The organism is Phyllobacterium trifolii, assembly GCF_014192095.1.
GTDB lineage: Bacteria > Pseudomonadota > Alphaproteobacteria > Rhizobiales > Rhizobiaceae > Phyllobacterium > Phyllobacterium trifolii.
In genome coordinates this window covers 104,711-125,349 of sequence record NZ_JACHXN010000018.1, presented here as the reverse complement: position 1 = coordinate 125,349, position 20,639 = coordinate 104,711, and the positions used below count along the sequence as shown (strand labels likewise).

Genomic DNA, 20,639 nt, shown 5'->3' with positions numbered 1-20,639 from the left:
AGTCAACCAAACTATAGGGCGCATTCGGCAACCGCCAGCGGCGCCCCGCCCTCGTTGTGCCGGTATATAGACCCCACCTAACAAACCTGTCAACATCGATTTTGAAGAAATTGTGAAAAATATGACAGAGTCTTTTGGGACGCGGTTTTAACATGCAAAGTCGCTCCTCGTGGATATAGCCAGCGAATTGAAATGTGAATGGATCGGCCACAAACATGCCCAAATCCCTGCATAGCGCTCGCTCCAATGCCACACGATCAGTCCCATCTATCATTCTGCGCCACGCAGCATTTGCACAGGCTTGCGGGACCGCGCGTTGACATAGGCAAGCTGGGAGGGCAAAACTGCGTCCCAATCGATTTCATACCAGTACAAGGCTGGTCGGCAAGCGCCGAAAAATCTCATAAGCCCGCAGTCTATAACGGCGACAGGATCAACACTTAACAGTATGAACGAGTACGAGGGGCACTCATCAATCGATCCGGGCAACGAGCCGCCGTTGATTACGGACGGCCGTCGTGGCCCGCCGGATCGGCGTGAGATCTCGGCGCGATGGCTTGCCGGCACCTTTCTTACTGGTATCACTTCCAGCATATTGATGGGTGTGGCCCTGTTTGCAGCGCTTGATGGCCGCGAACAGCTGGCAACTCCGCCGGAATTGATGGCTCGCAATGCAATGCCTGCGCCGGGCGGCAATTCCGATGTCACCAAAGGCGCCCGCGTCGCCGCAACGACACCCATCCAGAAAAATCGCGACCGCAGGCGGCTCGATGTTTCAACCATGTTCAAGGATGGCGAGCGGGACGTCATTCGTTCAATGCCGTTCGAATTCGTCCACATCGCGCTCGCCGATGTCCACAACACGAATCGTCGCTATCCCGCTTTCAACCCGCTCGACGTGTTCGCAGAAGCCAATGAGGGCACGGACCCGACCCCGAAAACAGGCCTGATCTACGGCGCAAAGGTGGAGAGCGAAGTAAGCCTCCGTACCGTGGATTTCCCCTTGGCGACGGCGCAATACGATCCCGCCGATGATCTGAGTGTGGATGACGTGGAAGAGGTTGTCCGCAACACTGGCTCACTTCTGACCGATGGAGCGATTCAGGTCGCTTCTCTCCATTACGTGGACCCGCTGCGATTTGGTACAGATGAGGATCCTTATAATCTTCGCAGTCCCCTTGCTGTCAAAATCATTCAGGAAAATGTCAGCGTCTCTCCCCGGCTGTCCGAGGACGCCGAGAGTGCCGGTTATTCGGAAGAACTCATTCCGTTCCGCAGTGACAAGGATATTCTGGCTGCACTCAATGATGCGGGCTACGAGAATGGCGACGCTACTGGCATGTCGGAGGCCATCGCCAAGCTGCTGAACTCGCCGCGTTTGAAAAGCGGCAGCGTATTACGGCTTGGAATCGAGTCCCGGAACAATACCGACAGGATCATGCGGGCCAGCGTCTATAATGGAAGTACGCATGTCCTGACGATCGCCCTCAACGACCGCGACCAATATGTCCCGGCGGACGAACCGGAGATGACACCTGGCCTACAGGTCGCATTCGACGACAATCCCCCGGTTTCACGCCGGACTGAAGATTTGCCCACTATCTATGACGGCATCTACCGCGCCGGTGTCGCCTATGGCATGACGGACCAGATGATCAAACAGCTCATCAGGATGCTTGCTTCGGATGTCGATTTCCAGTCGCAGCTATCGCCGACCGATGAATTGGAAGCGCTGTTCTCTCTTCCGGCGGATTCGGAGAAGGCCGGCGACGATTCGGAAATTCTCTACGTTGCCGCCAATTTTGGCGGCGACCTGAAAAAATTCTACCGGTTCCACAGCAAGGACGGCAACACCGACTATTACGACGAGGACGGAAAGAGCTCCAAGCAGTTCCTACTGCGTAAACCGGTACCGAACGGCATCTTCCGTTCACCCTTCGGCATGCGGCGTCATCCCATCCTTGGTTATTCCCGCATGCATACGGGTGTGGACTGGTCAGCTCCGCGTGGAACGCCAATCATCGCTGCAGGCAATGGTGTCGTCGAACGAGCGGGTTGGACCAACGGCTATGGCAACCAGACGCTTATTCGCCATTCCAACGGTTATGAAAGCAGCTATTCACATCAGAACGCTATAGCCAGCGGCGTGATCCCGGGTGCGAAGGTGCGGCAGGGCCAGGTTATAGGTTACCTCGGATCAACCGGGCTTTCGACTGGCCCGCATTTGCACTACGAGGTGATCGTCAACGGTTCCAAAGTCGATCCGATGCGCATCCGCCTTCCGAGCGGCGGTGAACTTGGCGGCGATGATCTGGTCGCATTCAAGCGCGAGCGTGAACGTATCGATCAGCTTCTTAAGGATGACGAAGCGAAGGGGACCAAGGTCGCTGCCAGCGGCTGAACCCTACTCCTGGAATTCGACTGTTACGCCCTTCTGAACGAGCTTCGACAGTTCCGTCGCGTCCCAATTGGTCAGGCGCACACAACCATGACTGTTCGTCTTGCCGATCTTTGACGGCTCAGGTGTGCCGTGAATCCCGTAGGTCGGCTTCGACAAGGCGATCCACACGGTCCCGACAGGGCCGTTCGGTCCCGGCGGTATCGTCAAAACCGAATTGTTCTCGCCCTGCTTGAAGTTGATTTTCGGGTTGTAGGTATAATTCGGATTGAGAGCAACCCGCTCGACCTGCACCGTACCCGAAGGCGATGGCGTATCGGTTGACCCGATCGTTGCCGGATAGGCAACGACCAGCCGCCCCTCGGCATTATATCCACGGACCTGTTTGCGGCCCTTGTCCGCAATGATACGCGTCACGGCGCCGCCGGCATTCTGGCCGGTATTTGCAACCTGAATGGCAACACCTGGCGTGTTGAAATCCACGCCGGGATTCATCTCTTTCAGATAGTTCTCGTCCATGTGAAACCGCTCGGCCAGCATTTCCGTCACTGATGTGAAGGCCATGCGCTCCAGTTGCGCCTTGTGGCTGTAATCTTCCGGAATGGATGCAACGAATGGATAAGCGGCATCTTCGGATGTGATCGTATAGGCCATGAACGCCGGACCGCCGGTCTGTTCCAACGAGGCATTAATGCCTTCTTCATTGAGAGGATCGAACTGTTGTCCGGTCATTTCCTCGAAAGCGGCAACAGCCTTGTCGACGTTCCCGCCCTTGTGACCATCGATAACGCCTGGCGACACACCAATCCGGTCAAGCAGAACCTGGATGGCGGCGATCTTGGCTTTCGCGCCCTGTCCCTTCGGCAATTCTATCGTCGGTGCTGGGTTCGGATGAACCGGTATCTGCTCCTGCTGCGGAACATCTGTCAGGCCATCGCTCGGCGCACCCGGTTCGACAAGGTTCGGATCGGTGGGCTGCAAATCCGATTCGCCATTGGCTGGCGGCAAAGGTTCGCGGTTGACGCTGCCATAGTCGCTCTCGGAAGGCAGTGCCGTGCCGTAAGGATCATTCGAAATCGCACCCGTGTCATAAGGATCTTGCGGCGCATCGGGAAAATAATCCGTCCCCTCATTCGACTGATTGGTTTGCGCCTCTTCGACCGAAACGATCCGCCCGCGGCGATCCACGGTAATTTTACGGCCATACTCGTCAAAATAGGATCGATAAGCTTGCCGCCGCTCGCGCGGTTCGAACCATTGCGCAACGGTATATGAAGCCTGATCGTTGACGACGGGCACAGTGCTTTCTGCGGCTTGTGCGGTGAACGGAGCGACAGCACCTGTTGAAGCAATCAACAAAATTCCAAATAATGAACGATAAGACGTCATGCCTTCAGCTTCCGGTTTCTGCCACTAACTTGTCGTTAAGCATAAATGACCGATTTTCCTGTCTTTATGGTTAATGACTATAGGCTTTTATCGTTGCATTTATCGAATGAACGGGACGTGAAAATGGCCGCTATATGGCGGCCATCTCCTTTGTTTGCTGTTTTGTGCAGGGCGCACTCAGGCGGCCTCACTCTTTTCCCGTTCGGGAGCGGATTTAACAGACTTGAAGTTCAGCCTGTCCGACCCAGCGGTGATCTTGACCGTGGAGCCATCCAGTATCTCGCCGAGCAGGATCCTTTCGGCCAGCGGGTCTTGCACTTCCTTCTGGATCACGCGCTTCAACGGTCGCGCACCATAGGCAGGATCGTAGCCCTTCTCGGCCAGCCAGTTCGTTGCATCCTCATCGATCTTCAAAACGATCTTGCGATCTGTGAGAAGCGACTGCAGATGCTGCAGCTGGATTGCCACGATCTTGCCCATCTCCTTGCGCTGCAACCGATGGAACAGGATGATCTCATCCACACGGTTGAGGAACTCCGGCCTGAACGAAGCCTTGACGACGTTCATCACCTCTTCACGAACCTCCTCGACATCCTGGCCCTCTGACAGCCCGACAAGGTATTCGGCCCCGAGGTTCGATGTCATGATGATCAGCGTGTTGCGGAAATCGACAGTACGCCCCTGACCATCGGTCAGACGGCCATCGTCAAGAACCTGCAGAAGCACGTTGAACACATCCGGATGGGCCTTTTCGATCTCGTCGAAGAGAACCACCTGATAAGGCCTGCGCCGGACAGCCTCGGTAAGAGCACCACCCTCTTCATAACCGACATAGCCGGGAGGCGCGCCGATCAGCCGCGAGACCGAATGCTTTTCCATATATTCGGACATGTCCAGCCGGACCATGGCCGTCTCGTCCGAGAACAGGAATGAAGCCAGCGTTTTCGTCAGCTCCGTCTTGCCGACACCTGTTGGCCCAAGAAAGATGAACGAGCCGATAGGCCGGTTCGGATCCTGTAAGCCTGCACGCGCGCGGCGAATGGCTTTCGACACAGCCTGAACTGCTTCGCCCTGACCGACGACCCGCTTGGCCAGTTCATCCTCCATACGCAACAGCTTCTCACGTTCGCCTTCCAGCATCCGGTCTACAGGAATGCCAGTCCAGCGCGAAACAACCTGAGCGATATGATCCGGTGTCACGATTTCTTCGACCATCGAGGTCGAACCGTCATGCTGTTCGGCCTCCGCCAGCTGCTTTTCCAACTGGGGGATCGTCCCGTAGGCAAGCTCGCCGGCCTTCTGGAATTCACCGTTGCGCTGGGCAGATGCAAGCGCATTGCGTGCATCGTCAAGCTGCCGCTTCAAATCGGCCGCATGGCCGAGCTTCTGCTTTTCAGCCTGCCATGTGTTGGTTATCGCGGTCGACTGTTCTTCCAGATCGGCGAGTTCCTTCTCCAGCCGCTCAAGACGATCTCGGGATGCGTCGTCTTTTTCGACCTTCAGCGCCTCGCGTTCGATCTTCAACTGCATGATACGCCGGTCGATCTCGTCCAGTTCTTCCGGCTTGGAATCGACCTGCATGCGAAGCCGTGCTGCGCCTTCATCGATCAAATCGATCGCCTTGTCGGGCAGGAACCGGTCGGTGATGTAGCGGTTGGACAGTGTCGCTGCAGCAACAAGCGCCGAATCGGAAATTCGAACTTTATGATGCTGCTCGTATTTCTCCTTCAGGCCGCGCAAGATCGAGATGGTATCTTCCACCGTCGGCTCATCGACAAACACCGGCTGAAACCGGCGGGCAAGCGCCGCATCTTTTTCGACATGTTTGCGATATTCGTCGAGCGTCGTCGCGCCAACGCAGTGCAGTTCGCCGCGCGCCAAGGCTGGCTTGAGCAGGTTTGAGGCATCCATCGCGCCTTCGGCCTTGCCGGCGCCCACAAGCGTGTGCATCTCGTCGATGAACAGGATGATCTCGCCATTCGCCGAAGTGACTTCGGACAGCACACTTTTCAGCCGCTCCTCGAATTCACCACGATATTTCGCACCGGCAATGAGAGCGCCCATATCGAGCGCCATCAATTGCTTGTCTTTCAGTGATTCAGGCACATCGCCATTGACGATACGCAGCGCAAGGCCCTCGGCAATTGCCGTCTTGCCGACGCCCGGCTCGCCAATCAGCACTGGATTATTCTTGGTGCGCCGCGACAATACTTGGATAGTGCGGCGGATTTCATCATCGCGCCCAATGACAGGATCGAGCTTCCCGGCACGTGCATCCGCGGTGAGATCGCGTGCATATTTCTTCAAGGCGTCGTAGGTGTTTTCTGCTGAAGCCGAATCTGCGGTCCGCCCCTTGCGGATGTCGTTGATGACGGCATTGAGACCCGCGGCGGTCACGCCGGCGCGGTTCAATATGTCCGCGGTCTTGGCGGACTTTTCAATGGCCATCGCAGTCAGAAGCCGTTCGACAGTAACAAAACTGTCGCCAGCTTTCTGCGCCAGTTCCTCTGCAGTCGTGAAAACCTTGGCCAAGGGCTGGGCAAGATAAAGCTGGCCGTTGCCGCCGGTTACTTTCGGCATTGCATCGAGTGCTGCCTGCAAGCCAAGGCGTACATCAGCTATGCGCCCGCCTGCCCGCTCGATCAGGGATGCGGCAAGGCCCTCCTCGTCATCGACCAGGACCTTCAACAAATGTTCGGGTGCAAATTGCTGGTGGTTGGATGAGAGGGCAAAGGTCTGTGCTGACTGGATGAACCCCCGGACGCGCTCGGTATATTTTTCAATGTTCATATGGTGTCTCCTTTTCCCGAACGACCCTTCAAGCGGCATCGCACGGTGTGTTGGTGACGGGCCCCCTGCAAGAGGCAGACCCATTCGCTCGAAGCAGATATGGGAATATTGTCCGCAGCCTGCAAGATCGGAATTCCAGCTTTTGTACTGCCTGTGACTTGTTGTTTTAGCACAAAAAGCCCCACCCTTGCCACGCCCTCCTAGGAGTCTGGCCATTGCTTGCATGCTGGGAAGACGGGCGGTCGTCGAAGCGCGTCTTGGTAGAATAAAATGCGATCCGAAGACCGCCCGTCCGGCGTCTTTTGATCCCGTCCGTTCCGCTTGGGAGGCCTCGGCACCGGGGAATACCATTTGCGATATTCCATGCGTCGCCTACGCGCCCCTTTCGAAGTGCTCGTCCAGCACACGCCGGTCATAGTACCAGCAGGGAACCCTTGGACAGAACTTCCCCGGACAGCGGGTCCGTCACCCGCCATCGGAGGCGCCGATCCTCTCCCCACTTCGAACGGCTCCGGAAGCAGTTCCCGTGGAAAGGACGGGACTAGAATAAGTCAGGTTTGGAGGTGTTGGATAAGTAGCCACGATTATTTTTAGATTGAACGCTTCAAGGCTGCTGATTTTCCGGATGGCATTTGCCGCTGTGCGTGGTTCGACAAGCTCACCATGAGGGAGACGGGTGGGCTGCAGGGAGCCAAGGATTGCTGCGCTGACGTCTGTCGCGCGGAGCCGGTTGTCGTGTGGCTGTCATGACGCCTCCGGTTATCATGCAGCCCACCCGTCTCCCTCATGGTGAGCTTGTCGAACCACGCACAGCAGCGTTGCCATCCGGCAAACTTTGTCCCTCGGATCTGACACTTCTCAACGACCTCCCGGAATCAAACCGCCACCCGCAGGCTTCCCTGCGAGTGGCGCAATTTTCAATCCGTTCAGATCAATAAGATCAAACGTCGGATTCGACCGCTGTCCGGCGCTTCTTCACCTCGGCAACGATGCCGGCTGGCGACAGATCGTTGGCGGTGTCCGGAGCAGCACTTGCTTCAGCACCATTTTCCTCGGTGACGCGCGGCCGGGCTGGTCTGCGGCCACGTGGTGCGCGACGCGCTGGCTTTGCTTCGGCAGCCTCTGCCTCGGGTGCCGCAGCAGTGCCATTTTCAACCGGCTGGACCTGTGGCTGAGGTTGGGGTTGACGCTGGCTGACCGTGTCGTCGTCATAAACGACTTCGGCGGGTGTACCCTGAATGATTGGCTGTGGTCCGCTGCCGTTGATCGGCTGATGCATCACACGTTCTTGCCGGTCTTGCCGGTCGCGGCGATCCTGACGTTCCGGGCGATCTTGACGCTCCGGCCGGTCCTGGCGATCTTGACGCTGCTGACGATCCTGGCGCTGCGAGAACTCCTGGCGTTCAGGAACTTCCTGACGATCGGTATCGTTGCCGTTGCCGTTGCCATTGTTCATGCCATCATCGTCATAGCCGTTCTCATCGTCCTGATCCTGATCCTGATCATCGCGCTGATACTGGACAGGCGCCTGAGCCTGAGCCGCAAGAATGATTCGATTATAGTGCTCGGCGTGCTGGAGATAGTTTTCAGCCATCACGCGGTCACCGGCACTCTGTGCATCCCGTGCAAGAGTGGTATATTTTTCGGCGACGTGCTGAGCATTCCCCCGGATTTTGACATCGGGGCCGTTGCTCTCGTAGTTACGGGACAATGGGTTGGGACCTTTGCTGCGGTTATTATTGTTACCGCGTCCGCGCATGCGCCTATTCTGCTGTACTGGCCTCATACTTATCTCTTTTCAGAAAATCAGGGGCGCTAATTTGCTCACCATTTGAGTCAAAAAGCTTCGCTTCTCAAGTGCCGACCTGAAGCGCGCCCCGCGCTTCAATCGCATCCAAAGTTTCATAAAACTTTTGTGCTGCCGCAAAAACCATTTCCCCAAAGCTATTTCCGAAGAGAAATCAAACACCCGGAATTTCCGTATCAATCTCTTGATAGGCAGACCAGATTTGTTTCGGTTTAGTGCGGTCCCCGGAAACTAGCCGTGTTCCAGCCAAATTCCAAGCCTTTTTTCAATCTTTTTACATTGGTGTGAATAAAAGTGCCCTTTCGCGCCCACCAATATCTTTCTGGACAGCATCCAAAGCGAATTTCTCCTTTGAAAAGATCGCCTCGATATCACTGCGTTGTCCAAAACCAATTTCCAATGCGACCGCACCACCTTGCCTGAGATGCTGCCGGGAGTGCCCGGCAATGATTCGGTAGGGAGTGAGGCCATCCTGCCCGCCATCCAGGGCCCCGATCGGGTCGTGCAGCACAACTTCGCGTTGCAAGCCGGCTATCTCAAGCGATGGTATATACGGCGGATTGGAAATAATCAGGTCGAACGAGCCACTTACCTCAGAAAACCAATCCGAATGAAGGCCTGCAAAACGATCTGATACGTTGTTGATGTGGGCATTGTCACGCGCCGTATCAAGGGCAGCCGCAGAAATATCGACGCCCACTGCACGCAATTGGCTGAATTGGTCGAGCAACGCCAAGGCTATCGCGCCCGTCCCGGTTCCAAGGTCGATCAGGTCCGCGACACCCTGCTCCTCTATACGCTGGCGCAGAAAAGGGATCGCAAGTTCCACCAAGGCTTCGGTGTCGGGTCTAGGCTCGAGTGTATCGGCCGAAAGCCCAAGTTCGATACCAAAAAAGGCACGCTTGCCGATGATACGATGCACGGACTCGCCATTGATTCGCCGGGTAAGGACCGTGTGAAGCTGCGCAACGATCGCCTGGTCGATATGGCGAGCGGGATTGCGGATCGCCTCCAGCCGGTCGTGTCCAGTCACCCACTCAACCAGAAGGCGTGCGTCAAGATCGGCTGTTTCGATTCCTGCTGCAGTCAGCCGGGCCCGCGCCTCTCTGTGCACATCGGCCAGGCGCGTCCCATGCTCTGCCATGGCAGTCAAAAGCTTTCGTTCATCTGGGCGAGTAATGCTGTCTGGTAGTCGGAGATCAGCGCGCCTATGAGTTCATCGAGATCGCCTTCCATGATGCGATCGAGCTTGTAGAGCGTCAGGTTGATGCGATGATCGGTCACACGCCCCTGCGGGAAATTATAGGTGCGGATGCGCTCGGAACGATCACCCGAACCAACCTGGCTGCGCCGGGCCTCGGAGCGCTCGCTGTCCGCTTTCTGGCGCTGCATGTCGAACAGACGCGAACGCAACACCTGCATTGCCCGGGCACGGTTCTGATGCTGCGACTTCTCTGCCTGTACGACGACGATACCGGAAGGAATATGCGTGATACGCACCGCCGAGTCGGTCGTATTGACGTGCTGACCGCCAGAACCGGATGCGCGCATCGTATCGATTCGGATATCGTCGGGGCGGATATCGATGTCGATCTCCTCGGCTTCCGGCAGTACGGCAACTGTCGCGGCGGACGTATGAATGCGGCCGCTCGCCTCGGTATCCGGCACGCGCTGTACCCGGTGGACGCCCGATTCGAACTTCAGCTTGGCGAAAACGCCCTTGCCCGAAACCATGGCGATCACTTCCTTGTAGCCGCCGGCCTCGCCATCGCTGGCCGATATCAGCTCGACGCGCCATCCGTTTGCGGCGGCATAGCGCTCATACATGCGAAACAGATCACCACCGAACAGCGCCGCCTCCGAACCGCCGGTGCCGGCACGAATTTCGAGGATGGCGTTGCGCTCGTCAGCGACGTCTTTCGGCAAAAGGAGGACCTGGATATCCTTCTCCAGTTCCTCGATGCGCTCCTCGATGTCGGGCAGCTCGGCTTCCGCCAATTCCCGCATGTCCCTGTCGGTGGCGCTGTCATCGAGCATGACCTGCAAGCCTTCCGCTTCGCTGCGCGCAGCGAGCAGATCGCGGATCTTGACGACCACGGGCTCAAGCTCGGAATACTCCGAAGCCAGCTTCACATAGGTTTCGGAATCAGGATTGCTCGCCATCTGCGTCTCCATCATGGAGAAACGCTTCAGCAGTTGATCCATACGATCCTGCGGAATAGAACTCACTCAAACCTCACAATGGGACGCCAGCTCGCTCTGCGAACTTGGTCAGGACATGGCGCAACGATCCGGTTTCGCCGTGATTGTCGATCGCATCGGCGAGTTGCGCGGTAAGTTCTGCCACATCGACAGTGCCGAGCATGGCCTTGATCGGGCCGATCGATGCGGGCGACATCGAGATGGATCGATATCCAAGCCCGATCAGCGCCATGGCAGAAAGCGGCTTTCCCGCCATTTCACCGCAGAGCGTCACGTCCGTATTGTTGCGGTTTCCGGCATCGGCGATCTGACGCAATACGCGCAAGAAGGGCACCGACAGATTGTCGAACCGATTGGTGATGATCGAATTGCCGCGATCGACCGCCATGACGAATTGAAACAGGTCGTTCGAGCCAACCGAGACAAAATCCACCACCGACATCAGTTCGTCGAGTTGCCACAGCAATGATGGCACCTCGACCATTGCCCCTATCTTGACACGCGTCGGCAGATTGTGGGCGAAGCGCGACAGGTGCTGCACCTCACGGTTGATCAGTTCGCTGGCCTTGCGCACTTCTGCCACTTCCGTGACCATCGGCAGCATCAGCCGGAGCTCGCGTCCGCCCGCCGCTTTCAAAAGCGCGCGTACCTGCGTACGCAACAGGCCCGGGCGATCGAGCGTCAGGCGGATCGCCCGCCAGCCCATGGCAGGGTTTTCTTCATTGGCATCGCTGCGAAAATAGGGCAGCACCTTGTCGCCGCCTATATCGAGCGTCCGGAATGTCACCGGCTTGTCGCCAGCGGCATCCAATACGGAACGATAGAGCCGCTCCTGCTGTTCGGCACGCGGGAAAGTCGAGGCGACCATGAATTGAAGTTCGGTACGGAACAAGCCGATGCCAGCAGCACCAGCTTCCACCAATTGCGGCAGGTCGACGAGCAGACCGGCATTCATCAGGAGCGAAATATGCACTCCATCCTTCGTCATCGAAGGCTGGTCGCGCAATTCCCGGTAAAGCGCCTGACGCTTGGCGCGGAATTTGACCTTCTCCGTGTAGGCGGCTTCCACGTCCGACTGCGGGCGCAAATGAACGCGGCCATCGTCACCATCGACGATCACAGCGTCGTTGTTTTCGGCCATCGAGACGACGCCCTTGACCTGCCCGGCAACCGGGATGCCCATGGCGCGGGCTACGATCACCACGTGGCTGGTCGCGGCACCATCTTCGAGCACAAGACCTCGCAGGCGTTCGCGCGGGTAGTCCAGAAGTTCTGCGGCGCCCATCGAGCGGGCGATGATGATGGCGTCCTTGGCGAGGGAACCCGCCATGGTCTTGACATCACGGCCCATCAGCTGGCGCAGCAGACGGTTGGCGAGGTCGTCGAAATCGCTCAGCCGCTCACGCATGTAGGGATCTGTCAGGTGCATCATCCGGGCGCGGGTATCGCTTTGCACTTTTTCAACTGCGGCTTCCGCCGTCAGGCCGTTGCGAATTGCCTCTTCGAGACGCCGCACCCATCCCGTATCGTGTGCGAACATGCGATAGGCTTCGAGCACTTCGCGATGCTCGCCCTCGAACGCCACATCACGGCGCGACAACATGTCATCGATCGAAATGCGCAATGAACCGAGCGACGTTTCGAGCCGGTCGATTTCCGTGTCGATATTCTCGTTGAAGAGATTTGTGACGACGATGCGCGGCTCATGCAGCACGACGTGCCCGAGGCCAACGCCATCATTGAAGGCGCTCCCGCTGAAGCTCATGGGCTTGCCCATGTCGAGTTCGACCCCAGGCCGTGCAAGCCGCGTCAGACTGCCGGCGGCAACCATTTCTGCCAGCACCATGGCCGTCGTTTCGAGCGCTTCGACCTCATCCTCGCGATAGACGCGCTTGGTCCGGTTCTGCACGACGAGGACGCCCAGGGTGCGCCCCGCCCGGAGGATCGGCACGCCAAGGAATGAATTGTAGACCTCCTCGCCCGTCTCCGGCAGATAGGCGAAGGCCGGATGTGTCTGCGCGTCGGTCAGATTGAGCGGGCGGGCGCTGGCTGCGATGGTACCGACAAGGCCCTGCCCAAGACGCAATTGCGCCAAATGCACGGCGGACGGGTTCAAACCTTCGGTTGCATAAAGTTCCAGGACACCATCGGAGCGAAGAACGTAGAACGAGCACACTTCCGCAACCATGTTCTGCGCGATATCGCGAACGATCCGGTCAAGCCTCTCCTGCGGCTCAAGCGCCTCCGCCATCAATTCGCGAAGACGCTTCAGCATGACACGGGGACCTGTTGTCTGCTCGCGCGTTGGCACTGGGGGCCTTTCTCCATAAGAATACCGGCAAGACCGGATGGCCTCACCGCATTCGAGTGATCATGTCAGCCAGCGACGCGGCCGACAAACATTTTCTTGATTCTAATGCTTATCCAGACCGTACACAGAATGCAAAGTGCGTACGGCAAGTTCCGCATACGGGCCATCAATTAGAATGGAAATCTTAATCTCCGAGGTCGTGATGGCCCGGATGTTGATTCCCTTGTCTGCCAGCGCGCGAAACGCCGTTGCGGCAACACCCGCATGACTGCGCATGCCAATACCTATGACCGATACCTTGACCATGCCGGCTTCCGACTGGATGATGTCGCAGCCGATCTCCGCCTTGACCTTTTCGAGGACCACGAGAGCCTTGTCGAGATCGCCCGAGGGCACGGTGAAAGTCATGTCGGTCTTGGTACCGTCTTCGGAAACATTCTGGACGATCATGTCGACATTGATATGCGACTCGGCGAGCGGGCCAAAAATAGCGGCGGATATGCCCGGACGGTCGGCAACACGGCGCAGCGAAATCTGGGCTTCGTCCTTGGCGTAGGCAATTCCTGTGACAACCTGCTGTTCCACGATTTCTTCCTCGTCGCAAATAAGCGTTCCGGGCGGATTGATGAGATCACCCATGCCCGGCGCATCGGGGTCCTCGAAACTGGACCTTACAAAGGTGCGCACTTTGTGCACCATGGCAAGCTCGACAGACCGCACCTGCAGGACTTTCGCGCCAAGAGATGCCATCTCCAGCATTTCTTCGAACGATATCCGCGACAGCCGCCGCGCCTTCGGTTCGACGCGCGGATCGGTCGTGTAGACACCATCGACGTCGGTATAGATATCACATCGATCGGCCTTCACCGAAGCTGCGATTGCAACCGCACTGGTATCTGAACCGCCGCGTCCCAGTGTGGAAATGCGATTATCCGGACCAATGCCCTGAAATCCGGAGATCACAGCCACCTGGCCCTCAGCGAACCGCTCGATCAAGAACGAACCATCGATATCGAGAATACGCGCAGCGCCATGGGCATTGTCAGTCTTGATCGGAATTTGCCAGCCTTGCCATGAACGGGCGTGGACGCCCATCGCCTGCAGGGCGATTGCAAGCAGACCAGCCGTCACCTGCTCGCCTGATGCGACAATTGCATCATACTCGCGCGCGTCGTGCATTGGCGATGTCTGCCGCGTCCAGGCCACGAGCTCATTGGTCTTCCCTGCCATGGCCGAAACCACGACAGCGACCTCATGTCCCGCATCGACTTCGCGTTTGACATGCCTGGCCACATTACGGATGCGGTCAATATCGGCCACCGAAGTGCCACCGAATTTCATCACAATGCGTGCCATGGGAAGGTACCGTTCTGGAATGCCTGAAATAAATTGGTAAGGAGCTGCTTGAATCGGAACAGCCACCCGCCAAATGAATGCGGCTCCCATACCGAAAATATCACCGGACTGCAAGAACGCCCGACGGCTGTTTGAACTATCACCTGCTACAGAACAACGACGCGGTCCACCCGCAGCGGGCAATTGCGGGGTCAGTGCCGTTCGTTGTAAACATTCCGCTCCCTTGATTTCAAAGGAGACACAGTATGGACCGATTCACTGGCGGCTGCCTGTGCGGCAACGTCCGAATTGTGGCGTCGGGACGACCGTACCGGGTTGGTCTTTGTCACTGCCTCGACTGCCGCAAGCACCATGGGGCCCTTTTCTACGCTGCCGCGGTATTCCCTCAGGATGCAGTAACGATCGACGGCGAAACACGCGACTACGCTGGACGGTTTTTCTGCCCCCGCTGCGGCTCATCCGTTTTCGCCCGCACAGCAGACGAAATCGAAGTGCACCTGGGAGCTTTGGATGCCCCCGACCAACTGATGCCAACTTACGAAAGCTGGACCATTCGTCGCGAGTCGTGGTTGCCGCCGTTTCCGCTCATGAAACGATACGACCGTGATCGTGAAGCCACGGGTCGTTTTGAGGACTAGGTCGCACGAATGGTGCGACGGCGTGAGCAGCAGAATGCCGAGTACGGCTTGACATTTTTTGCTGGAAGGGTCCACTCGAAGAGAACAACAAGGACGGAACCGATGGCAACAGCACAGCGCACGACAATTGATGACGCAGAAGTCGAGCGTTTCTCGCGTATGGCAGCAGAATGGTGGAATCCGCAAGGCAAATTCCGTCCCTTGCACAAGTTCAATCCCACACGCCTTGCCTATATCAAGGAGAAAGTCTGCGCCCACTACGGCATCGATCCGAATGTCCCGGCACCCTTCGCGGGCTTGCGTATTCTTGATATCGGTTGCGGCGGCGGCCTTCTGTGCGAACCCATGGCGCGCCTTGGAGCGACAGTCGTCGGCGCCGATGCCGGCGAAACAAATATCGAAGTTGCGAAGATCCACGCGGCGCAGAGCGGGCTCTCGATCGATTATCGCGCAACGACTGCCGAAGCTCTCGCCGATGCGGGAGAACAGTTCGACGTGGTCCTGAATATGGAAGTCGTCGAACACGTTGCCGATGTCGAGCTCTACATGTCTGCCTGTTCCCAAATGGTCAAACCCGGCGGCATGACCTTTGTCGCCACCATCAACCGGACTTTGAAGGCGCTCGGCCTTGCCATATTCGGTGCGGAGTATGTGCTTCGCTGGTTGCCGCGCGGAACGCACCAATATGAAAAGCTGGTCCGGCCAGAGGAGCTCGAAACCGCCATGTCACGCGCTGGACTGGAAGTCGTGGAAAAAGTCGGCGTGACCTATAATCCCTTGGCAGACAGCTGGAATCGTTCACGCGATACCAATGTAAACTATATGGTTCTGGCTACGCGACCTTTGTAGCTTTCTGCTGCATCTGCTGGGCTTTCGTGGTCATCAACACGCCAATGGTGATGATCGCCGCACCGATCCAGGTTGCGAGTTGATAGACCTCACCAAGAAAAAGCGTTCCGGCGAGCAATGCAACTGCCGCGCCGACATAACCGATCTGGCTGAGATAGACTGGTCCGCCAACGGCCTGGAGCCGGAAGTACAGCGCGAACATGCAAGCTGACGCCAGAACCTGGACAAAGACCAGCCATGGCACAGCGCCGAGTGGTTCAACGGGGAATGTGCCTGTCATCAAGAAAATAATCGGAACCAGCAGCACCGCTGTGGTCAGATGGCTGCCAGCCGCAAGCTCGGTCGGATCAGCACCTTTCGGCCAATCGATCGTGCGATAGACATTGCCGAGAGCAAGCAGGACCGGGATGAGCAAGCCAATCGCCACCCAGAGAGGTTCAGCCGGCTGGCCGACCTGACCGCGGGTAAATCCCACGAGGACGGCCCCGGCAAAGCCGACGAATATGCCGAGAAGTCCGAGGAGGTTTGGGCTGCGCATCTTGAAAAGGATGGAAAGCAGAAGGGTGAACACAGGGGACAACGTGTACATGATCCCCGTAAACCCTGAGCCGAGGTGTGGAATCGCCGAGAGGGTCATGAGGTTCGGGATGGCATAGGAGATCAGGGCGGCGATAAGGTAGTACCGTATCATATGCGCATCGATACGCGGACGCTTTCCCATGAGAAGAAAGGCCGCCAGAAGCACCGTCCCGGCGCCGGTCGAGATAACGAACGCCCAAAGTGATGGAGCAATGCCCGCGGCGAAAGCCAACTTGCCGAAAGGCAACGTCAACCCCAGAAAAGCTCCCGTCAACACGAGCAGCGCGGGAGCGGAATTCAGAAATGGCATGGAATTCATCCGGTTAGTCAGAATCGACTACCGCACCATAGACATCGCCATCAGCCTATCAAGATCAATTGTGGTCGTCGGGAAACACCGGCAGCGGCATCACATCGACACCGTCATCCACGAGCGCTTCGACTTCGTCGCGCGTCGCCTCGCCATAAATGCCGCGCTGTTCTGCCTCGCCGAAGTGAATTTTGCGGGCTTCCTCAGCAAAATCACTGCCAACATAGTCGGAGTTTTCGCGAACCTTCTTGGCCATTTCACGCAGTTCACGGGCCATCTTGCTCATCGCAATGGCGATCTTTTCCTTCTGGCGACCAGTGGCAACCGACGGCGCCATCAAAGCCTTGTCGACTTTATGCGAACTGCAGACAGGGCAGGAAACGAGCTGCTTCTGCACTTGCGTGTCGAAATCGTCATTACTGCGAAACCAGCCTTCGAACTCATGGTCATGGTCGCAGTGGAGGGAAAATCGAATCATGATGCGGCGTTGAACCTCGTCGCCTGCCCATCGTTTTCCACGACTACCCCGAATGGCCGGGCGTTCTTGAGGTTGGGTACCTTCGTTCGTGCTGCTGCACTCAATGCCGGATCGATATCTGCCACAATAACCGCAGGTTCCGCATGATCGGCCTCCGCCAAAACCTCACCCCACGGCGCGACGATGATGGAATGACCATAGGTTTCCCGGCCATCCTCATGCACACCGCCCTGAGCCGCCGAAATCATGAAGGCGCCATTCTCGATCGCACGCGCGCGCTGCAGCACGTGCCAATGCGCTTCGCCGGTCTGCCGGGTGAAAGCGGCAGGCGCCGAAATCACCGATGCACCGGCCAGAGCCTGGGCGCGGAACAATTGCGGAAAACGTACATCATAGCAGATGGCAAGACCGAGCCGCGCAAAAGGCAGATCGATCACGACCGTATCGGCGCCCGGCGCGTAGACAGCGGACTCGCGCCAGCTTTCGCCATTGTCGAGATCGACGTCGAACATGTGGATCTTGTCATACCGCGTGAGAATATTGCCGTCCGGCCCGAAGAGAAACGCGCGGTTGGCAATCTTGCCATCGTCGCGGGCAATCGCAGTCGATCCTATATGAAGATGAATTCCGTGCTTCGCCGCTAGCTCCGAAGCCGTGCGAACGATGATGTCGTCGCTCTCACTTTTCAAAACACTGGCAAGAGCCTTGCGATCGCGCTGCAATGAACCGGTCATTTCCGGTGTCTGGACGTAAACGGCACCTTGGCCGGCCGCATCTGCAACATAGGTCGCAAGATCCGCGGCATTGGCTTCCGGGTTTGTGCCCGAGCGCATCTGGATGGCGGCAGCGCGAAATGAACTCATATCATCGTCCTCAAGCGAGTTCGCCGGTCTTCAACAATGTGTCGAGACGGCCCTGATTTTCCAGCGCATACAGATCATCACAACCACCGACATGAGCGTCGCCGATGAAGATTTGCGGAAATGTCGTGCGCCCATTGGAGCGCGCCAGCATTTCCTGACGGGCGGCGGGTTCGATCGAGGCATTGTGCTCGGTAAAAGCGACGCCCTTTTTGGACAAAAGGCTTTTGGCGGCTGTACAATAACCACAACCGTTTCGCGTATAGATTGTTACATCAACCATTCGAAAGCTCCGTTTGCCTTTCTATATAGGCATCAAAACTTTAACCGAAAAGACCTGTTTTTTGCGCGGAAGCATTGTCAAATAGGCAATTCTTTCGACAAGACCCGGCCGAAAGTCAAAACATCGACGCTCACGGCGCCGCCTCGAAGCAAGGCGCGGGCGGCGGCTTTGACGGTCGCGCCAGTTGTATAGACGTCGTCGATCAGGAGCACGTTGCGGCCGCGCACCTTGATTTCCTGCGTCACGGGCACTTTGAACGCACCGCGCACATTGGCGACACGCTCGTTCAGGCCGAGGCCCACTTGCTGTTTCGTCTGTTTGATGCGTTTGATCGCATCCGGATCGAATGCCTTGCCGCTCGACCGCGCCAGATGCCGGGCAAGTTCGGCGGATTGGTTGAACCGGCGAAACCAGAAACGTCGCGCGTGCAGCGGGACCGGCACGATAATATCGCAATCATCCAGCAGTTCGCCACCGGCGCGTACCATCCAGCGCGCCATCCATGGCCCGAGGTCAGTGCGATCATTATATTTGAGCCGATGCACCAAATCGCGGATGACACCTTCGTGCACGGCGACTGAACGGGCGCGACGGAACGGCGGCGGCTCGGCAATTGCTTCTGCGGAGAGGATTTCGGCGCCAAGATCATGACTGAAAGGGATGCCGAGGACCGGACAATAGGGCTTCTCGATGAAACGCACCTTTGACCAGCATTGACCGCAGAGTGAGCCTGGCTCGGCGACATGCTTGTCACAGCCGGCGCAAACCGGCGGAAACAGCAGTCCAAACAACCCATCGGTTGCGCTGCGTGCGAAGAGACTTATCGTTGCTCCGATTGTTTTCCCGCTGGTTTTCATTGCAATTCGTTCCAAGGCGACGCATCTACGCCCCAACTATACAGACATCAGAGAAATCCGGAATGGATCGGCATCAGGTCTTCGATCGAAATTTATTGCTGGTGAGGCGTTTGCGCGCTTTGCGGCAGCATGGAAATTCTGCGGATTTCCTGCTTGCGCGCGCTTGCGAAGATCTGGAAGAGCGCCTGTCCGCCGTTGAACGTAAATTCGACGTTGCCGTGGATCTGGCGAGCCACACAGGTCTCGCCGCGCGCGCAATCCAGCGGTCCGGCAAGGTCACGACAATCGTGCGTGTCGAGCACGCGCGGCAGTTTCTCGACAATGCGTTTCCTGCAGTCGTCGCGGATGAGGAGATCCTGCCGCTTAAACCGGCAAGCATGGACCTTATTGTGTCACTACTATCCTTGCATCTCACCAACGACACTCCGGGCACCTTCTTGCAAATCCGTCGCGCGCTAAAACCCGATGGTCTGTTCCTCGGTGCGATGGCCGGCGAGAATACGTTGGCGGAATTGCGCGAATGCCTGCTGGCGGCTGAGAGCGAGATTTATGGCGGTGCCTCTCCGCGCGTTGTACCCTTTGCCGATGTCCGCGGTGTCGGCGGCCTGTTGCAGCGCGCGGGTTTTACCCTGCCCGTCACCGATATGGAGACTTATACGGTGCGCTACGACTCGGCCTTCGCCCTGATGCGTGACCTGCGCGCCATGGGCATGCAGAATATCCTCATCGGACGATCGCGCCGGCCATTGACGCGGCATTATTTCATGCGGGTTGCGGAGATTTATGCGGAACGCTTCAGCGATCCCGACGGCCGAATCAGGGCGACGTTCTCGTTCATCTGGATGTCAGGCTGGGCTGCGCACGAATCGCAGCAGAAGCCGTTGAAGCCCGGCTCCGCCAAGGCATCGCTTGCCGATTTTCTTAAGGATGTGGAAACACACGAGAAGAAATAATCGTGAGCCCATTTGAAAAGTCGCTGCGGCGAGACATATGGCGTGGTTTTTTTGGAGTCGCTCTTGCGACGAGCGCAGCGTACCTAAGTACGTGAGCACCGGAAGCGCAGAAAATCGCGTCAGATGCCCGCCGCAGTAGAGTTTTCTCAGCAGTCGCCGATCTTTGAGCCATCGCTGTTCAATATACAAACCGCCTTGGGTGAAGACTGCAATACACTCCGGCGAATGGTATAGGTGGACGTGGTTATCGGTTCGGGCTTCTTGATCGATCCGGTCTGGATCTCATCGATGGAACGGCTGGTCGAATAATCGACGACAGCCTGCGAACCGCGATCAGCAAGCGGCGCAATGATCAGAGCCAGCGCAACGGCTGCCGAACCGAACAGCAACGTGATCCGCAGGATGCCTCCGGCTGCACCCGAAAGAGCGCTCGGTTGCAACAATTCGTCATCGAGATAGTCGTTCTTACGCCCCATGCCCCACCTGAAATACGCGTCAAGATTAACTAAAAGTCGCTCAATCAGGTGAAGGATCAATTAAGCATCAGAGTTAACGCGGCAAGAATACAGTCTGTGGTCG

18 protein-coding genes are annotated in these 20,639 nt (G+C 57.4%); 4 read left to right on the top strand and 14 right to left on the bottom strand.

The window, feature by feature from the left end:
- On the bottom strand, positions 1 to 217 hold a 217-nt coding region (locus FHS21_RS30445; RefSeq protein WP_210283595.1), incomplete at its 3' end, for a hypothetical protein.
- Between the two features lie 231 nt (positions 218 to 448).
- Between FHS21_RS30445 and FHS21_RS22885 the strand changes: the two genes are divergently transcribed.
- Entirely contained in the window at positions 449 to 2,401 is a 1,953-nt protein-coding gene (locus FHS21_RS22885) for a peptidoglycan DD-metalloendopeptidase family protein (RefSeq protein WP_112532247.1), read from the top strand.
- Between the two features lie 3 nt (positions 2,402 to 2,404).
- On the opposite strand, the gene FHS21_RS22880 is transcribed toward FHS21_RS22885, so the two are convergent.
- The 7 genes from FHS21_RS22880 to FHS21_RS22850 form a co-directional block, all read right to left on the bottom strand.
- Positions 2,405 to 3,787: a L,D-transpeptidase gene (locus tag FHS21_RS22880; protein ID WP_112532248.1), complete on the bottom strand. Its 1,383-nt coding sequence runs from the start codon at positions 3,785 to 3,787 to the stop codon at positions 2,405 to 2,407.
- Positions 3,788 to 3,964: 177 nt separating this feature from the next.
- Positions 3,965 to 6,577 carry an ATP-dependent chaperone ClpB gene (clpB, locus tag FHS21_RS22875; protein WP_112532249.1) on the bottom strand — a complete coding sequence of 871 codons (2,613 nt, stop codon included), beginning with the start codon at positions 6,575 to 6,577 and terminating at the stop codon, positions 3,965 to 3,967.
- Between the two features lie 940 nt (positions 6,578 to 7,517).
- On the bottom strand, positions 7,518 to 8,336 hold the full coding sequence (locus FHS21_RS31830) for a DUF4167 domain-containing protein (RefSeq protein ID WP_512699177.1): 819 nt from the start codon (positions 8,334 to 8,336) through the stop codon (positions 7,518 to 7,520).
- 322 nt (positions 8,337 to 8,658) lie between these two features.
- Positions 8,659 to 9,528, bottom strand: coding sequence for a peptide chain release factor N(5)-glutamine methyltransferase (gene prmC, locus FHS21_RS22865; protein ID WP_183664111.1), 870 nt, complete (start codon positions 9,526 to 9,528; stop codon positions 8,659 to 8,661).
- 5 nt (positions 9,529 to 9,533) lie between these two features.
- Positions 9,534 to 10,589: a peptide chain release factor 1 gene (gene prfA / locus FHS21_RS22860; protein ID WP_210283597.1), complete on the bottom strand. Its 1,056-nt coding sequence runs from the start codon at positions 10,587 to 10,589 to the stop codon at positions 9,534 to 9,536.
- Positions 10,590 to 10,620: 31 nt separating this feature from the next.
- Positions 10,621 to 12,861 (bottom strand): phosphoenolpyruvate--protein phosphotransferase, encoded by a 2,241-nt coding sequence (gene ptsP / locus FHS21_RS22855; RefSeq protein WP_112532269.1) that lies wholly within the window; start codon positions 12,859 to 12,861, stop codon positions 10,621 to 10,623.
- A gap of 138 nt (positions 12,862 to 12,999) precedes the next feature.
- Positions 13,000 to 14,253, bottom strand: coding sequence for an aspartate kinase (locus tag FHS21_RS22850; protein WP_112532270.1), 1,254 nt, complete (start codon positions 14,251 to 14,253; stop codon positions 13,000 to 13,002).
- A gap of 245 nt (positions 14,254 to 14,498) precedes the next feature.
- Here FHS21_RS22850 and FHS21_RS22845 point away from each other — a divergent pair, with 245 nt between their 5' ends.
- Together FHS21_RS22845 and ubiG are read left to right on the top strand one after the other, a co-directional pair.
- Positions 14,499 to 14,891 (top strand): GFA family protein, encoded by a 393-nt coding sequence (locus tag FHS21_RS22845; protein ID WP_112532253.1) that lies wholly within the window; start codon positions 14,499 to 14,501, stop codon positions 14,889 to 14,891.
- 102 nt (positions 14,892 to 14,993) lie between these two features.
- Positions 14,994 to 15,740 carry a bifunctional 2-polyprenyl-6-hydroxyphenol methylase/3-demethylubiquinol 3-O-methyltransferase UbiG gene (gene ubiG, locus FHS21_RS22840; protein WP_112532254.1) on the top strand — a complete coding sequence of 249 codons (747 nt, stop codon included), beginning with the start codon at positions 14,994 to 14,996 and terminating at the stop codon, positions 15,738 to 15,740.
- On the opposite strand, the gene FHS21_RS22835 is transcribed toward ubiG, so the two are convergent.
- The 5 genes from FHS21_RS22835 to FHS21_RS22815 form a co-directional block, all read right to left on the bottom strand.
- Complete coding sequence (locus FHS21_RS22835) at positions 15,724 to 16,629, bottom strand: DMT family transporter (RefSeq protein ID WP_112532255.1); 906 nt, start codon at positions 16,627 to 16,629, stop codon at positions 15,724 to 15,726. The two genes, ubiG and FHS21_RS22835, sit on opposite strands and share 17 nt — an antisense overlap.
- A 64-nt stretch (positions 16,630 to 16,693) precedes the next feature.
- The gene (locus tag FHS21_RS22830; protein WP_112532256.1) at positions 16,694 to 17,107 is read right to left on the bottom strand and encodes a DUF1178 family protein; all 414 of its coding nucleotides are present in this window, start codon (positions 17,105 to 17,107) and stop codon (positions 16,694 to 16,696) included.
- Complete coding sequence (locus FHS21_RS22825; RefSeq protein ID WP_183664105.1) at positions 17,104 to 17,970, bottom strand: carbon-nitrogen hydrolase family protein; 867 nt, start codon at positions 17,968 to 17,970, stop codon at positions 17,104 to 17,106. The genes FHS21_RS22830 and FHS21_RS22825 overlap by 4 nt, the downstream gene beginning before the upstream one ends.
- 10 nt (positions 17,971 to 17,980) lie before the next feature.
- The gene (gene grxC / locus FHS21_RS22820; protein WP_112532258.1) at positions 17,981 to 18,250 is read right to left on the bottom strand and encodes a glutaredoxin 3; all 270 of its coding nucleotides are present in this window, start codon (positions 18,248 to 18,250) and stop codon (positions 17,981 to 17,983) included.
- Positions 18,251 to 18,327: 77 nt separating this feature from the next.
- Positions 18,328 to 19,107: a ComF family protein gene (locus FHS21_RS22815; RefSeq protein WP_112532259.1), complete on the bottom strand. Its 780-nt coding sequence runs from the start codon at positions 19,105 to 19,107 to the stop codon at positions 18,328 to 18,330.
- 62 nt (positions 19,108 to 19,169) lie between these two features.
- On the opposite strand from FHS21_RS22815, the gene FHS21_RS22810 reads away from it, so the two are divergent.
- Complete coding sequence (locus FHS21_RS22810; RefSeq protein ID WP_112532260.1) at positions 19,170 to 20,060, top strand: methyltransferase domain-containing protein; 891 nt, start codon at positions 19,170 to 19,172, stop codon at positions 20,058 to 20,060.
- Positions 20,061 to 20,206: 146 nt separating this feature from the next.
- Here the strand turns inward: FHS21_RS22810 and FHS21_RS22805 are convergent, their stop codons facing one another.
- On the bottom strand, positions 20,207 to 20,536 hold the full coding sequence (locus FHS21_RS22805; RefSeq protein ID WP_112532261.1) for a hypothetical protein: 330 nt from the start codon (positions 20,534 to 20,536) through the stop codon (positions 20,207 to 20,209).
- Between the last annotated feature and the right edge of the window lie 103 nt (positions 20,537 to 20,639).